This is a genomic window from Mesorhizobium sp. M7A.F.Ca.US.006.01.1.1 (assembly GCF_003997935.1).
Taxonomy (GTDB): domain Bacteria; phylum Pseudomonadota; class Alphaproteobacteria; order Rhizobiales; family Rhizobiaceae; genus Mesorhizobium.
Genome location: NZ_RZQL01000180.1, coordinates 1 through 14771, shown reverse-complemented (window position 1 = coordinate 14771; position 14771 = coordinate 1). Strand labels below are relative to the sequence as shown.

Sequence of the window (14771 nt, the reverse complement as noted above, 5' to 3'; positions counted from 1 at the left end):
TGCCGGGCGGGGTGGTGGCGGTCATGTGAGGTCCAGTGGACAGGGGTCTTCCCATGATGCCCGCAAAGGGAGGTGGCGCACCATAGGAAAAATGTGACCATTACAAGGTTTAGCGAGGCGGTCGCCAACGCCTCGGCTGCCCCCCTCTGGCCTGCCGGACATCTTCCCCACAGGTGGGGAGATCGGCTGGTTATCCGCTTTCGCCAATTTTCCAACGTTGAAGGGGGGCACACCTAATGAAGGTGCCAATCTCCCTCCTCGTGGGCGAGATGTTCGGCAGGACAGAGGGGGGCGCCGCCCCACCGCCGTCTCGCCAGTTTCACCCAAGCAAAGTCCTCTGCCTCTTGCTCCCACCCAGCTTGCGCCAATTGTTGAAGCGGTGGCTGGCGGCGGCAAACGAGATCTTCATCTGCTGGGCGACCGAATAGCGCGACTTGCCCTCGTCGAACATGCGGTAGCAGCACTCGACACCTTCCTCGGTCAGTTTGCCGTCCGGCGCCTTGTTGTGCGGATTGGCGGGATCGAATTTCTCGACCTGCTGTTCGACCAGGCCCTTCAGGCGCTGCAGATCGGCCTCGATGCTGGCGATGAGATCGAGAACGGGCTTTGGGTCATAGGGATGCGGAGGCTGTTTTGCCGTCATCTGTGGATTCCTTGTTCTGGCAGGGTCAAATTATATAGGTGAACATTCACTGATAATGAAGGGCCGGCCCGGGATGCGAGCTTCAACAATTCTTGACCGCGACCCCAAGCGCGCAATTGACCCAAGGCCCCTTGAGCCGTAGTTTAGAATAATTCTAAACTAGGGTGAATTCCTCATGCTTTCCCGTGTTTTCGGCTTCGGCCGCCGCCCCTTCGAATCGCTTTCCGAACAGGAGATCCTGGCGCTGGCCATTTCGTCAGAGGAGGATGACGGACGCATCTACCGGGCCTACGCCGAGGGCCTGACGGAAAACTTCCCGCAATCGGCAAAAGTGTTCGAGGAGATGGCCGAGGAAGAGGATGGCCATCGCGATGCGCTGATCGAGCTTTTCCGCAAGCGCTTCGGCGAGCGTATTCCGCTGATCCGGCGCGAACATGTGAAGGGCTATTACGAGCGCAAGCCCGACTGGCTGGTCCGGCCGCTCGGCATCGAGCACGTCCGCAGCCAGGCCGAGGCGATGGAGCGGCAAGCCTACCTTTTCTATGTCGAGGCTGCCAAGCGCACGGCGGATGCCTCGACGCGAAAACTGCTCGACGATCTGGCAGTGGCCGAACTGGGCCATGAGACACTGGCGCAGCGGCTGGAGCAGAAACATGTGCCGGGCGAAGTGAAGGACGAAGAGACCGCCGCCGAGCAGCGCCAGTTCATCCTCACCTATGTGCAACCAGGGCTGGCCGGGCTGATGGACGGATCGGTGTCCACACTGGCGCCGATCTTTGCTGCCGCCTTTGCCACGCATGACACCTGGCAGACGCTGCTGGTCGGGCTTGCCGCCTCGATCGGCGCCGGCATTTCGATGGGTTTCACCGAAGTCGCTTCAGACGACGGCAAGCTGTCGGGCCGCGGCTCGCCGCTCAAGCGCGGTCTGACCGTCGGCATCATGACGACGCTGGGCGGTCTCGGGCATGCACTCCCCTATCTCATTCCGCATTTCTGGACGGCGACCGGGGTTGCCGCGGTGGTGGTGTTCTTCGAATTGTGGGCGATCGCTTTTGTCCAGAACCGCTACATGCAGACGCCCTTCCTGCGCGCCGCCTTCCAGGTGGTGCTGGGCGGCGCCCTGGTGTTCGCGGCCGGCGTGCTGATCGGGAATGCGTGAGCGCAAAGTGCCCCCTCACCCAGCCTCCGCTTCGCTCGGCTAACCTCTCCCCGAGGGGAGAGGAGACTTTTGGTGTCGGCGGCAACTCTTCTCCCCTGGGGGAGAAGGTGGCCGCGAAGCGGCCGGATGAGGGGGCGACGGCGCGGCGATCGGCTACCACTCACCCATTCACCGCCCGGCTATCCCTAGGCGCCTCGTCCCTCTCCGTCAGCCCATAGTCCCTCACGACGTGGGCGATGCGCAATCGGTAGCCGGCAAAGATGCCGCCGCGACCGGCCTTCTGCGCCTGCCGGTGTTCCTCGGTGTTGCGCCAGTCCTTCACGGCTTCCTCATCTCGCCAGAACGACAGCGACAGGATGCGGTTCGGATCGGCCAGGCTCTGGAAACGCTCGATGGAGAGAAAGCCGTCAATGCCGTCGAGCAGCGGACGCAGGTCCGCGGCGATGCTCAGATAGGCATCGCGCCGACCCTCCGCCGGCTCGACCTCGAAGATGACGGCAATCACGGCAGCACCAGTTTCGCGTGCGGGCCTGAGGCCAGTTTCAGGAACATGCGATCCTCCTTCAGGATGAATCTCTCGCGTTTGGCGAACTCGTAGTTTGCCTTGCCGGCGGGATCGGCGGCAAGCCGGGCGCGATAGGCTTCGTAGGCGGCCAAGCTTTCGATGTTATAGGCCGCATAGGCGGTCGTCGCCGAGCCCTCATGCGGCGCGTAATAGCCGATCAGATCGGCGCCGCAGCGCGGAATGGCCTGGCCCCAGTTGCGCGCATACTCCTCGAAGGCCGCCTTGCCGAACGGGTCGATCTCGTAGCGGATGAAGCAGGTGATGGTCATTGTGGTCTCCTCGGCTTGCGTCGATAGTTTGAACGGCATCGAAACGTCGTGCCGACTGGTCTGCTAGGGCTGCCAGAAGGACTTCGCGCATTCGCGGCGCACGTCTTGCCGCGTCAGGCCAAGGTCGCGCAGCTGATGGTCGTCGATCTCGGCAAGGTCGAGACGCTGCAGATGGCGGTCATACCAGCGGGCCAGCAGCCGCGAACGCAACCAGCTGACGAACGGGAAGAACCGACGGCTGTGGAGCGGGGCTGAGGGGAAAGCGGTTCGTGCGGCCATCGTCGTCTCCTTGATCTCACCGGAGAATAGTGATTATCTGACAAGAACGCTTCGATGAGGAACGAACTATGCGCGAAGGACCCGACATCGCCCGCATCGCCAGCCTGGTCGGCGACCCGGCACGGGCAAACATGCTAAATGCCCTGATGGGCGGCACGGCGCTGACGGCAAGCGAGCTGGCGCTCGAGGCCGGCGTCTCGCTGCCGACCGCCAGCTCGCACCTGGGCAAACTGATGGAAGGTGGGCTGCTCACGGTGGCGAGCCAGGGCCGGCATCGCTATTACGGCCTCGCCGGACCGCAGGTGGCGGGCATGATCGAAGCCATCACAGGCGTCGCGGAAGCCGTCGGTCCAAAGCGTGTGCGGCCGGGTCCGCGCGATGCAGCGATGCGCGTGGCGCGCGTCTGCTACGATCACCTCGCCGGCGAGCAGGCAGTGGCGATGCTCGACCGGCTCGTCGCCAAGAACGTACTGGTCCGCGACGAACAAGAGATCAGGCTCGGGCCATCGGCGGCTTCGCATTTCGCCGCGATCGGCATCGACGTCTACACCAAGCCGCGCCGGCCGGTATGCCGCGCCTGCCTCGACTGGAGCGTGCGCCGTTCGCACCTCGCCGGCACGCTGGGCGCCGCCATCCTCGACAAGATCCTTGCCGAGAAATGGGCGCGCCGCGAGAAGGACAGCCGCGCGGTGATTTTCTCGCTGCCGGGCAAGCAGGCTTTCGAGAAGGTGTTCTGAGCTGAGGTTGAGCTGAGGTGTTGGCGCTCGCCCACCCCTTCGTCATCCTAGGGCGGAGCAGCCGCAAAGCGGCGTCGCGGAGACCCTAGGATCCATGCCGTGACCTCAGAGCGCCGCAACGGTGCAGATCTACCACCACAGCGGGGAGGATCGCTAGATTCTGTGCCGCCGTGTTTTTTCTTGGCGTCCCGGCATGGATCCTAGGGTCTGCGCCGCGTCGCTTCGCTCCTTGCTTCGCCCTAGGATGACGAAATCCGCTTCAACACCTTCCCCCGCCCGAAAAACTCCCTCCACGGATCGGCTTTCGCCAGCTGCTTCAGCGTCGTCTTGTCGCCGATCGGGAAAGCGTTCGGCGGCAAGCCGGCCTCGATCTCTGGCCAGGTCACCGGCATCGACACGGTGGCGCCCTTCTTGGCGCGCGAGGAATAGGGCGCGACCGTCGTCGAGCCCCTGCCGTTGCGCAGATAGTCGACGAAGATCTTTCCCGTGCGCGCTTTTTTCGACAGCGTCGCCGTGTAGCGGTCCGGGGCACCCTGCTCCAGCGCGCGGGCAAAGTCATGGGCGAAGCTCTTCACCGCATCCCAATCCGCCGCTGGCTTCAGCGGCACCAGCACGTGGTAGCCCTTGCCGCCCGAAGTCTTGACGAAATTTGGCAGCGACAGCTCGTCGAGCTTGCCCCTGATATCGAGTGCCGCCTCACGCACCGCCTTCACGTCGACACCTTCATCGGGATCGAGATCGAAGATGATCTGGTCGGGCTTCTCGATCTCATCGATCGTGCACCCCCAGATGTGGATCTCGACCACGCCATACTGGACCAGTGCGGCAACACCATCGAAATCCCGGATGAACAGGATTTCCTCGCCGTCGGTCGGGTCCTTCATGCGCGCGATCTTGTCGCTCATGCCGGCCGAGGCATGTTTCTGGAAGAAACGCTGGCCGCCGACACCGTCGGGCGCTCGCACCAGGCTGAGCGGCCGGTTGACCACGAACTGTTCCATGCGCGGCCAAACCTGTGCGTAATGGTCGAGCAGGCCCTGCTTGGATATGGTTTCGTCCGGCCACAGCAGCTTGTCGGGATGCGAGAGTTTGACCGTGGTCGTCATCGACCCGGCGGCTTTGCCGCCTGATGCCGGCTTGGCCGTGCTCTTGCCTGTCGATGGCTTGCCTGTCGCCGCTTTGGGCTTTTCCTGCACGACTTCCTCCGCCGGCTTGTCCTCGCGCAACCCCTGGAACGAGGCGTGGCGTATTATACGGTCCGAGGTCCAGCTGCGAAACTCCACTTCGCCGACAAGTTCAGGCTTGACCCAGACCAGGCCCTTGCCCTTCGGCACGGCGGTGGAGAAGGGCGATGATTTTGCCGTCAACGCATCGAGTTTTGCCTTCAGCTCATTGGCGCCCTTGCCGGAAAAACCAGTCCCAACCCGGCCGGCATAATGCAGCTTGCCGCCCTCGTGGAAGCCGACCAGGATCGAGCGCAGGCCGCGCCCGGTCTTGTCCGACGGCAGGTAGCCGCCGATGACGAATTCCTGCCGCGCCGTGCATTTCGATTTGACCCAGGTCGGGCCGCGGCCGCTGCGATAGGGTGCGTCGGCACGCTTGGAGACGACGCCTTCCAGGCCCATGCGGCAGGCATGCTCCAGCATGATCTTGCCAGGTTCGGCGAAATGGTCGCTGAAGCGGACCGCCGCATTGTCGGGCTGTTGGCCGAGCAACTCCTGCAAGGCCTGCTTACGCTCGACCAGCGGCTCGCGCCGAAGATCCTGCCCATCGAGCCGCATCAGGTCGAACACGTAATAGATGAAGCGATTGGTCCGCTTCGCCGACAGGTCCTGCTGCAGCAGCGCGAAAGACGAGACGCCGCTGTCGGCCAGCACCACCACCTCGCCATCGATGATGGCGTCGCTGCACTTCAGCCCGGCCAGCTCCGCGACGATCTCGCCGCCGAATTTCTTCGTCCAGTCGAGGCCGGTGCGGGTCAGCAGCCGCACATCGGTGCCGGCGATCTGCGCCTGCATGCGATAGCCGTCGAACTTCACTTCGTGCAGCCAGTCCTTGCCCGGCGGCGCATCGCGCTCGAGCGTGGCCAGCTGCGGCTCGATAAAGTCGAGGCGTTTGCCGGCTTTTGTCTTGACGGCGGCCGGCTTGTTGGAATGCCAGACTTTCGGCTTCTCGCCCTTCGCGGTCTTGCCCTCGCCGACCTCCTCGATGGTCAGGCCCGATTTCACCGATTCAGGCGCTTCCTTGAGGATGTCCTCGCCGGGACGCGCGGCGGCATCGTCCGACTTGATCAGCAGCCAGTTGTCGCGTTTTTCGCCCGCGCGGGGCTTCAGCCGCACCAGATGCCAGAGACCGTGCAGCTTGTGGCCGTGCAGCTCGAAGCTGATATGGCCTTTCTTCATCGCCTTGGCCGGATCGATCTCGGGGGTCCAGGTGCCCTCGTCCCAGACGATCACCGAGCCACCGCCATATTCGCCCTTGGGAATGGTGCCCTCGAACGGCGCATAGTCGATCGGGTGGTCCTCGACATGCACGGCCAGCCGCTTCTCATGCGGGTCGAGACTAGGGCCGCGCGTCACCGCCCAGCTCCACAGCACGCCGTCATGCTCGAGCCGCAGGTCGTAATGCAGCCGCGTCGCGGCGTGCTTGTGGATGACGAAGATGCCGCCGGCCTCGCCCTTCCTGGTCCGGGCGACCTTGCCGGCCGGTTCGGCGGTTTTCTTGAAATCGCGCTTGGAATGATATTGTTCGAGGCTGGCCATTCGTTGGGGTTCCTCACGCCGATTTGCGTTTGGGCGCGCTGGCTTTCGACTTGGCGCGTTTGGCCGCTGGCCTGGCCTTCGCCGACGAAGATGTTTTCGATGACCCGGAGTCCGACAGGCTCTTCTTCAGCGCGTCGAACAGATTGACGACATTGGAAGGTTTGGGCGCCGCCTTGGCCTTCGGCGCCTTGTGGCCGGCCTTCTTGGCGCGGATCAGCTCCAGCAGCGCGTCCTCGTATTTGTCGTCGAATTTCGAGGGATCGAACTTCGTCTTCTTCTTGTCGATGATCAACTCGGCCAGATCGGTCATCTCCTGATCGGTCTTCACGGGCTCGATGTCGCCGAAGACGGTGTCCGGTTGGCGTACCGTGTTGTCGTAGCGCAGCGTCGTCAGCACCATGCCCTTGCCGAGCGGTTCGATCACCACCGGCCGTTCGCGTCGGTAGAGCACGATACGCGCCAGCCCGGCCATCTTCTTGCCCGCCATCGCATCGCGAATGACGGCGAACGCCTCTTCCGACACCTTGTCGGCCGGCGCGACATAGTAGGGCGTGTCGAGATAGATCTGCTGGATCGAAGCTTTGTCGACGAAGCCGTCGAGCGCCATCGTGTGCGAGGATTCGATCTGCACCGCCTCGATCTCGTCTTCCTCGATATGGATGAAATTGCCATCGTCGAGTTCATAACCCTTGATCTCGTCATCCTCCTCCAACGGCTTGCCGGTTTCGGCATCGACATAGAGGCGCTTCACCGTGTTGCCGGTCTTGCGGTTGAGAATGCGAAACGAGACCCGCTCCGTATGGGTGACGACATTGGTCAGTTCGACGGCACAGGTGACCAGCGAAAGCTTCAGATAGCCTCTCCAGGCCGGACGCGGCGCCATGATATCTTCCCTTCAGAACCAGATGAAGGTGAGAACGGACAGATCGCGCTCCAGTTCCGCGCTCCCGCGCCGATCTGGATGCCAAGGGGCCGCCTGAGTGGTTCTGGCCCCCAGCACGGAAATTTCGCGGGTTCGGCAAAAGTTGAAACAGAACCGCGCGCAGGCGACATTCAAACGAAACATATGTGATGCAAAAGTCACATTGGCCGGAATGCCGACCAACTGCACGGAAAGACCCCGAATCAGCCGCATTCCAGCCACGAAGCAAGGCATTTTCGACCAGATATTAACATCACGTTCACCGACTATTCACGCCTCGACGCTATGATGACCGCAATTCGGAAGGGACATCCGAAAATCGGGACAGGGACAAGGGTAATGAACTTCCTCGCGCACCTCATCGGCTATGCCGCCGCCATCCGCGAATTCGTCGCGCCGACCTACCGGCCCGAGCGCTATTACATGCGCGGCCCCGGCCCGGCCTGCGCCCGTCGCGGCAACTCGCTGGGCGCGCACTGATCATGGCTTTCGAAAATCGCCACAACAGCCGGATCTGCAGGCCGGCCGCCTCTACCCGCGCCACCACCTATCGCGCCGAGCGTCCCGCTCTCGCCGACAGGCGCCGTGCGACATCGCCACGGCTTTGATACCGCCATCGGCTGGCTTGGTGTCATAGGACACGAGCAGCCGAGGCCCGCGTGACCGACCGTCCCCAATCAAGTCCCCCTGAGCTGTTCGATAAAAGCCATCCATTGATCGTCTTCGATGGCGTCTGCGTGCTCTGCTCAGGCTTTGTGCGCATGGTGGTCAGGCTCGATCGCCAAGGCCGTTTCCGCTTCGCCACCGCGCAGTCGCCCTTCGGTGAAGCGCTGTTCCGGAAGCACGGACTGCGCACGGACTCTTACGAAACCAACCTCGTCCTGATCGACGGCGTCGCCTTCACGCGGCTGGACAGTTTTGTCGCCGTCATGGCGGAACTCGGCTGGCCTTGGCGGGCGGCCAAGGCACTGTTGCTGTTGCCGCGCCCGCTGCGTGGTTGGCTCTATGATCGCATCGCCAGGAACCGCTACGCCCTGTTCGGCAGGAAGGATGCTTGCGACATTCCTTCTCCGGAGCTGCGCAAGCGGTTCCTTGGCTGAGGGTGTGGCTATGCGCTACCGCGGCTGGCTCGTGCCATCCGGCCGGCACGGCTCGAGCACGATCGGTCCGCCTGCCGTCCTCCCCAATTCCCGGCAGCCCTGAACCGTGCACAGTGTCCAGCCGTCGCTGGTTGCACCTGAAGCGGCGAGCACGACGCGCCGCTGCGGGCCGACATCAGGCGCATAGCTCCACCAACCCTCCTTCAGCACCGCGCCTTCCGGTGGCTCCATGCCGGCGCCCGAGCCCTCGATCCGGGCTTCGACCACCTGCAGGCCGGAGGACGTGACCTTCCAGTCTTCTTGCCAGCGCGTCCGTTCCACCGAATGCGTCCAGGACAGCGTGAAGGCGGCGACGGAGAGCGTTACCGTCTTGCCCGCGGCCAGGAGGCACAGGCTCATGTTCTGACTGAAGCCTGCCGCGCGCGAAAACAGTGCCAGCCGATCCAGGCCAGCGCCAGCACCCAGCCGGCCTCGTCGGTGAGCGGCACCGCGGCGACCAGCAGCACGCCGGCCGCGAAGGCGACGAGCCGCTCCCACCACGCCATGCGGGTGACCAGAAAACCGACGGCGGCGGCACCCCACAGCACGATGCCCATGCACGCCTTGGCGACGATGTAGCCGACCTCGACGGGATAGCCGAACTGGGCGGCGATCGGCCCTGCGTCCTGCAGCATCAGCGCCGGCGTGTAGACCGCCATGAACGGCACGACGAAGCCGGCAATGGCCAGCTTGGTCGCCTGGATGCCGATTTTCAGGCCGCTTTCCCTGGCCATCGGTGCGGCGGCGAACGCCGCCAGCGCCACCGGGGGCGTCAAATCGGCCATGATGCCGAAATAGAACACGAACATGTGGCTGACCAGCAGCGGCACGCCAAGCTCGAGCAGCGCCGGCCCGGCCAGCGACGAGGTGATGATGTAGTTGGGAATGGTCGGAATGCCCATGCCCAGCACCAGGCAGGTGACCATGGTCAGCACCAGCGACAGGAACAGATTGTCCTCGCCGATCGAGATGATCCAGCCGATGAATGTCGAGGCGATGCCGGTCAGCGTCAGCGTACCGATGACGATGCCGACGATGGCGCAGGCAATGCCGACCGGCAGCGCGTTCTTCGCCCCTTCTGCTAGAGAGTCGACGCAGATTTGCAGGGTCTCGCGGCCGCCCTTGAAGGTGAAGCAAGCAATGACGAGCGCGGCGATGACCAGGCCGAGGAGGTTGACGCCGAATTTCATGAACGAGGCGGCGGCAAGCCCGAGCGCCAGCCAGAAGACGATGCGGAAGGCGAGCGGCCCAATCGCTGCCGCCAACGGCGTGCCGAGGATGAGCACGATGGTCAGCGCCAGGCCCATCGTGCCGGCGAAGATCGGCGTATAGCCGGCAAACAGCAGGTAGATGAGCGCCGCCAGCGGCAGCACCAGCGGCCAGTGTTGCCGCACCGCGTCCCACGGATTGGGCAGGTCCGCCTTGGCCATGCCATGCAGGCCGGCCTTGCCGGCTTCCAGATGCACCTGCCAGAAGCAGGCGCCGAAATAGAGCAGCGCCGGGATGATCGCCGCCTTGACCACTTCGGCATAAGGCACGTTCAGCGTCTCGGCCATGATGAAGGCGACCGCACCCATTACCGGCGGCATGATCTGGCCGCCCATCGAGGAGGTCGCCTCGACGGCGCCGGCAAAAGCCGAGCGGAAGCCGAAGCGCTTCATCAGCGGGATGGTGAACTGGCCGCTGGCCACCACATTGGCGACGCCCGAGCCGGAAATGGTGCCCATCAGCGCCGAGGACAGCACGCAGACCTGCGCCGGGCCGCCGCGCCATGTGCCGACAAGTCCCAGTGCGAAATCGTTGAACAGCGCGATCATGCCGGCGCGTTCGAGAAAGGCGGCAAAGACGACGAAGATGAAGATGTAGGCGGCCGAGACATAGATCGGCGTGCCGTAGATGCCTTCGGTGCCGTAGGCGAAGGTGTCGACGAGCTGGGCGAAATCATAGCCGCGATGGATGAGCGGCGGCGGCAAATGATTCCCGACGAAGCAATAGGCAAGGAAGATGAAGGCGATGACCGCCAGCGGCAGACCCATCAGCCGCCGCGCTGCCTCGAAGACCAGCACCACCAGCACCGCGCCGACGATGAGGTCCGGCGTGGTCAGGAAGCCGGAGCGGCGGATCAGATCGGTGTAGAACACCCAATTGTAGAGGCCGGTGCCGAAGCCGAGCGCCCCGAGCGTCCAGAACGCGGCTTTCGCCGGCATGCTCTTGGCGCGCAGATTGGCGATCAGGCCAAAGCCGAGCAGCAGCAGGAAGCCGACATGCATGGCCCGCACCACCTGGCTCGGAATGCTGCCATAGGCGGCGACATAAATCTGGAACACGGAAAAGGCGACGGCGACGAGAAAGGCGGCCTTGCCGGCAAGGCCGTCGCCGAAGCCCGGCGGCAGCCCTTCGACCTGCTCTTCGACAGCGGGCAGATGGAAGGTGGCGGATTTGCCGTCGGTCGTTGTTCCAGACGATGCTTCGCTCATCCGACGGACCCGCCCTACTTCAACAACCCCTTCTCCTTGTAGTACCGCTCGGCACCGGGGTGCAGCGGCACCGGCATGCCGTCGAGTGCCTTGGCCGGGTCGATCGCCTTGGCGGCGGCATGCGCCGCGGCAAGCTGGTCGAGATGGTCGAATATCAGCTTGGTCATCTGGTAGGCGGTCTCGTCGGAGACATCGGCGCGGGTGATGAGGAAATTGCCGACGGCGGCGGTGGCGACATCCTCACTCTGGCCCTCATAGGTGCCCTTGGGAATGACCACCGAAAGATAGGGCGCGCCGATCTTGGCGACGTCCTCGGCCGGAACCGCAACGACATTGATCGGCAAGGAGGTGGCGAGGTCGCGGATCGAGGCGACGCCGAGCCCGGCCGATTGCAGCGTGGCGTCGAGTTGGCGGTTCTTGATCAGCTCGACCGATTCGGCGAAGGGCAGGTATTCGACCCGGCCGAGATCCTCATACTTCAGCCCGGCGGCGGCGAAGATGGCGCGCGCGTTGAGCTCGGTGCCGGACGCAGGCGCGCCGACCGACAGGCTCTTGCCCTTGAGGTCGGCCAGCGTCTTGATGCCGGACTCCTGGCTGGCGACGATCTGGATGTAGTTGGGATAGATGGCGGCGATGCCGCGCAATTTGTCGAGCTTGCCGGGGAAACCAGCCTCGGCATTGCCTTCGGCGGCCAGCTTGACGGAATCGCCCAGCGCAAAGGCGATCTCGCCCTTGCCCTGCTGCAGCAGATTGAGGTTTTCGACCGAAGCCTTGGTCGCCTGCACCTGGGTGCGGGCGCCTTCGATGCCCTTGCCGTAGATTTCCGACAGCGCCACACCGAGCGGATAATAGACGCCGGATGTGCCGCCGGTCAGCACATTGATGAATTCCTGCGCCTTGGCTGAGACAGAGCCAAGACCAAGTGAGAGCGCCACGGCGCCGGCCGCAACGAATTTCGTCCTGAAATGGAACATCTGATTTCCTCCCTGAAGTAGCGGCCGCATCACCTCCCTGACGCGAACAGGGGCGAGTTTAGACGGCAGACGGCAAATGCCAACCCGCAATCCCATACGTTAGACGAATGGTTGAGTGAGGGATGCGCACATGGCCGCTTGCGTGAAATGTCTTCGGAGCCGAAAGATTTTTCCAACGCCTGTCGAAATCTGTCTAGGCCGCGCGACATACGTCCGGCTCGCTACGAAGCGGCCTTCGAAACAACGGGAGAAGACCATGCGATACATGATTTTGATCTACGCCGACGAAGCCGCGATGGCGAATGCCCCGGCCGAGGCGACCTACCAGATGAGTGCCGCCTATGGCGCCTATACCGAAGCGCTGAAGAAATCCGGCGCGTGGCTGGCCGGCGACCGGCTGCGCCCGAGTCAGGCGACCACCTCGGTTAGGGTGGCTGGTGGCAAGACCAACGTCCTCGACGGCCCCTATGCCGACACCAAGGAGCAGCTTGCAGGCTTCTACATGATCGAGGCCGCGGATGCCGACGCCGCGATCGCCTGGGCGGCGCGCTGCCCGGCGGCCAGCGCCGGCACAGTCGAGCTGCGGCCGATCTGGGAACAGACCATGTGATGGAAAATGGCCTGGAGATCGCGCGGGCGGCGGCGGAAACCGCCGCCCGGCAAAGCTACGGCAAGCTTGTCGCCTGGCTCGCGACGCGCACCCGCGACGTGGCTGGCGCCGAGGACGCGCTGGCCGATGCCTTTGCCGCCGCACTGGAGCGATGGCCTCGAACCGGCGTACCCAAGAAACCGGAAGCCTGGCTGCTGGCGGTGGCAAAGCGGCGCCGCGTCGATGCGGTGCGGCGGCGGCTGACCAGCGAAGCCGGGCGCGAGCATCTCAAGCTGATTGCCGAGGAGGCGGAGGCGCGCATGACCGACGAAGACCTGCCCGACGAACGGCTGCGGCTGATGTTCGCCTGCGCCCATCCGGCGATCGAATCGAGCGTGCGTTCGCCGCTCATCCTGCAGACCGTGCTCGGGTTCGACGCGGCGACGATCGCTTCCGCCTTCCTGGTCTCGCCGGCCACGATGGGCCAGCGCCTGGTGCGCGCCAAAACCCGCATCCGTGATACCGGCATTCCGTTCCGCGTGCCGGAGCGGGCCGAACTCGGCGAACGCTTGGACGCGGTGCTGGAAGCGATCTACGCCGCCTTCGCCGAAGGCTGGTCCGACCCGGCAGGCACCGAGACGCGACGGCGCAATCTGGCGACCGAAGGCATCTGGCTCGGCCGGCTGGTGGCTTCACTGTTGCCGGAGGAGCCAGAAGCGCTGGGCCTGTTGTCGTTGATGCTGTTTGCTGAGTCCCGCCGCGCCGCACGGCGCAGTGCCGCCGGCGACTTCGTACCGCTGGCGGAACAGGATTGCCTTCTATGGGACCGCGGCCTCATCGATGAGGCCGAGGCGCTGCTTTCCCACGCCGCGGACAAGGGCGTCATCGGCCGCTACCAGCTTGAGGCGGCCGTGCAGTCCGCGCATGCGGCACGAAGGCTCACCGGCCGCACCGACTGGGCGGCGATCCAGGAACTCTACGGCGCGCTGCTCTCGATCGCAGGATCGCCGGTGGTGGCCATCAACCGCGCGGTGGCGATAGCCGAAGCAGAGGGCGCCGTAGCGGGACTGGCGGCGCTCTACGTGCTGGGCGACGACAAGCGGCTTGATGACTATCAGCCCTATTGGGCCGCACGCGCCGGTCTGCTGGCCAGGCTTGGTCAGGTGCCGCAAGCCTGCGAAGCCTATGACCGGGCGATCGGCCTCGAGCGCGACCCGGCGGTGCGCCGGTTCCTGCAGGGAAAACGGGCAGTGCTCAGAAATTGAGCCTCAGCCCCGCCACATCTCGTGCGAGCTGTTGAGCGTCTTCATCAGCGGATGGTCGCGCAGCCGCGCCCACAGGCGTTCAATGTTCGGCCATGCCGTCCGCGCGCTGTCGATGTCGGGATGCCAGGCCACCAGCATGACCAGATAGATGTCGGCCAGCGACATCCGGTCACCGACCAGCCAGTCACGACTTTCGAGCGCGGCATCGAGAACGGCAAAGCCACGGTCCATCTCGACCACGGCTGCCTGCTTGACCGCCTTGGTGCCTTCGGGATCAGCAGTGTAGCGGTATGCGTAGTAGAAACGCAGCACCGCCGGATAGAGCACCGACGACATGAATGCCATCCAGCGCAGGAAATCGGCGCGGGCAGGCGCGTCTACTGCCGGCGCCAAATTGGCATCGGGATGACGCTCGGCAAGCAGGATGCAGATCGCCGCCGATTCGGTCATCGAGCTTCCGTCCGGCAAGGTCAGCACCGGCACTTGGTTCAACGGGCTGATGTCGAGGAAGGCGGGATCGGGCCGGTCGGTCTTCGGCACGTCGATCTGCTCGAACGGTGCGTTCGCCAGCACCAGCGCCGCCTCGACGACGAAGCCGCCGCTGCCAGGACGAGTATAAAGCTTGTACATAAATTCTCCCCCGGCCGCGCAAAGCAGGGCCGGGAGCGATATGAACCGGAAGCGGTGTCGCGCTCAAGCTGCCGATGGCGGCCACGGGCGTTTTTTCAGCGGGCCAGCTTGGTCACGAAGAAGCGTCGGGTTACGATCCCAGCCCCTCGAACAGGATGGTCGACAGATAGCGCTCGGCGAAGGACGGGATGATCACCACCAGGTTCTTGCCCTTGTTCTCCGGGCGCGAGCCGACGACGATGGCCGCCTGCAGGGCGGCGCCCGACGAGATGCCGACCGGCACGCCTTCGAGGCGGGCGACGAGGCGGGCATTGGCCACGGAATCCTCGTTCGACACCTTGACGATCTCGTCATAGATCGT

Annotated in this window: 17 protein-coding genes and 1 pseudogene; 6 read left to right on the top strand and 12 right to left on the bottom strand. The window is 64.3% G+C overall.

Annotated features, from left to right (window positions below; genetic code table 11):
• Positions 1–319 precede the first annotated feature (319 nt).
• On the bottom strand, positions 320–643 hold the full coding sequence (locus tag EN943_RS26285; RefSeq protein WP_024502197.1) for a hypothetical protein: 324 nt from the start codon (positions 641–643) through the stop codon (positions 320–322).
• Between the two features lie 175 nt (positions 644–818).
• Between EN943_RS26285 and mbfA the strand changes: the two genes are divergently transcribed.
• Entirely contained in the window at positions 819–1802 is a 984-nt protein-coding gene (gene mbfA, locus EN943_RS26280; RefSeq protein ID WP_127415216.1) for an iron exporter MbfA, read from the top strand.
• 160 nt (positions 1803–1962) lie between these two features.
• Here the strand turns inward: mbfA and EN943_RS26275 are convergent, their stop codons facing one another.
• From EN943_RS26275 to EN943_RS26265, 3 genes are all read right to left on the bottom strand, one after another.
• Positions 1963–2307, bottom strand: a complete 345-nt coding sequence (locus EN943_RS26275) for an antibiotic biosynthesis monooxygenase (RefSeq protein WP_127365451.1) — start codon at positions 2305–2307, stop codon at positions 1963–1965.
• Positions 2304–2636, bottom strand: a complete 333-nt coding sequence (locus tag EN943_RS26270; protein WP_013528650.1) for an NIPSNAP family protein — start codon at positions 2634–2636, stop codon at positions 2304–2306. The genes EN943_RS26275 and EN943_RS26270 overlap by 4 nt, the downstream gene beginning before the upstream one ends.
• 63 nt (positions 2637–2699) lie before the next feature.
• On the bottom strand, positions 2700–2915 hold the full coding sequence (locus EN943_RS26265; RefSeq protein WP_063169647.1) for a DUF1127 domain-containing protein: 216 nt from the start codon (positions 2913–2915) through the stop codon (positions 2700–2702).
• Between the two features lie 68 nt (positions 2916–2983).
• Here EN943_RS26265 and EN943_RS26260 point away from each other — a divergent pair, with 68 nt between their 5' ends.
• Positions 2984–3652 carry a winged helix-turn-helix domain-containing protein gene (locus EN943_RS26260; protein WP_127415215.1) on the top strand — a complete coding sequence of 223 codons (669 nt, stop codon included), beginning with the start codon at positions 2984–2986 and terminating at the stop codon, positions 3650–3652.
• Between the two features lie 239 nt (positions 3653–3891).
• Here the strand turns inward: EN943_RS26260 and ligD are convergent, their stop codons facing one another.
• Genes ligD through EN943_RS26245 form a run of 3 tightly spaced genes read right to left on the bottom strand, consistent with a single transcriptional unit; the run spans position 3892 to position 7525 of the window.
• Complete coding sequence (gene ligD / locus EN943_RS26255; RefSeq protein WP_127415214.1) at positions 3892–6414, bottom strand: DNA ligase D; 2523 nt, start codon at positions 6412–6414, stop codon at positions 3892–3894.
• 13 nt (positions 6415–6427) lie between these two features.
• Positions 6428–7297, bottom strand: a complete 870-nt coding sequence (locus EN943_RS26250) for a Ku protein (protein ID WP_063169649.1) — start codon at positions 7295–7297, stop codon at positions 6428–6430.
• A gap of 12 nt (positions 7298–7309) precedes the next feature.
• On the bottom strand, positions 7310–7525 hold the full coding sequence (locus EN943_RS26245) for a hypothetical protein (RefSeq protein ID WP_127415213.1): 216 nt from the start codon (positions 7523–7525) through the stop codon (positions 7310–7312).
• 150 nt (positions 7526–7675) lie between these two features.
• Here EN943_RS26245 and EN943_RS26240 point away from each other — a divergent pair, with 150 nt between their 5' ends.
• The gene (locus EN943_RS26240) at positions 7676–7816 is read left to right on the top strand and encodes a hypothetical protein (protein ID WP_013528645.1); all 141 of its coding nucleotides are present in this window, start codon (positions 7676–7678) and stop codon (positions 7814–7816) included.
• Between the two features lie 179 nt (positions 7817–7995).
• Positions 7996–8436, top strand: coding sequence for a DCC1-like thiol-disulfide oxidoreductase family protein (locus EN943_RS26235; protein ID WP_127415212.1), 441 nt, complete (start codon positions 7996–7998; stop codon positions 8434–8436).
• 15 nt (positions 8437–8451) lie between these two features.
• Here the strand turns inward: EN943_RS26235 and EN943_RS26230 are convergent, their stop codons facing one another.
• Genes EN943_RS26230 through EN943_RS26220 form a run of 3 tightly spaced genes read right to left on the bottom strand, consistent with a single transcriptional unit; the run spans position 8452 to position 11926 of the window.
• The gene (locus tag EN943_RS26230; RefSeq protein ID WP_063173466.1) at positions 8452–8835 is read right to left on the bottom strand and encodes a DUF1850 domain-containing protein; all 384 of its coding nucleotides are present in this window, start codon (positions 8833–8835) and stop codon (positions 8452–8454) included.
• Positions 8832–10952 carry a TRAP transporter permease gene (locus EN943_RS26225; protein ID WP_127415211.1) on the bottom strand — a complete coding sequence of 707 codons (2121 nt, stop codon included), beginning with the start codon at positions 10950–10952 and terminating at the stop codon, positions 8832–8834. Before EN943_RS26225 ends, EN943_RS26230 begins: the two co-directional genes overlap by 4 nt.
• Positions 10953–10966: 14 nt before the next feature.
• Positions 10967–11926 (bottom strand): TAXI family TRAP transporter solute-binding subunit, encoded by a 960-nt coding sequence (locus EN943_RS26220; RefSeq protein WP_127415210.1) that lies wholly within the window; start codon positions 11924–11926, stop codon positions 10967–10969.
• A gap of 256 nt (positions 11927–12182) precedes the next feature.
• Between EN943_RS26220 and EN943_RS26215 the strand changes: the two genes are divergently transcribed.
• Positions 12183–12536 carry a YciI family protein gene (locus EN943_RS26215; RefSeq protein ID WP_127415209.1) on the top strand — a complete coding sequence of 118 codons (354 nt, stop codon included), beginning with the start codon at positions 12183–12185 and terminating at the stop codon, positions 12534–12536.
• Positions 12536–13780 (top strand): RNA polymerase sigma factor, encoded by a 1245-nt coding sequence (locus tag EN943_RS26210; RefSeq protein ID WP_127415208.1) that lies wholly within the window; start codon positions 12536–12538, stop codon positions 13778–13780. The genes EN943_RS26215 and EN943_RS26210 overlap by 1 nt, the downstream gene beginning before the upstream one ends.
• 3 nt (positions 13781–13783) lie before the next feature.
• Here the strand turns inward: EN943_RS26210 and EN943_RS26205 are convergent, their stop codons facing one another.
• Both EN943_RS26205 and EN943_RS26200 read right to left on the bottom strand, forming a co-directional pair.
• Positions 13784–14410: a glutathione S-transferase family protein gene (locus EN943_RS26205; RefSeq protein WP_127415207.1), complete on the bottom strand. Its 627-nt coding sequence runs from the start codon at positions 14408–14410 to the stop codon at positions 13784–13786.
• A 130-nt stretch (positions 14411–14540) separates the two neighbouring features.
• Positions 14541–14771: pseudogene (locus EN943_RS26200) on the bottom strand (pyridoxal-phosphate dependent enzyme); the annotation flags it as partial.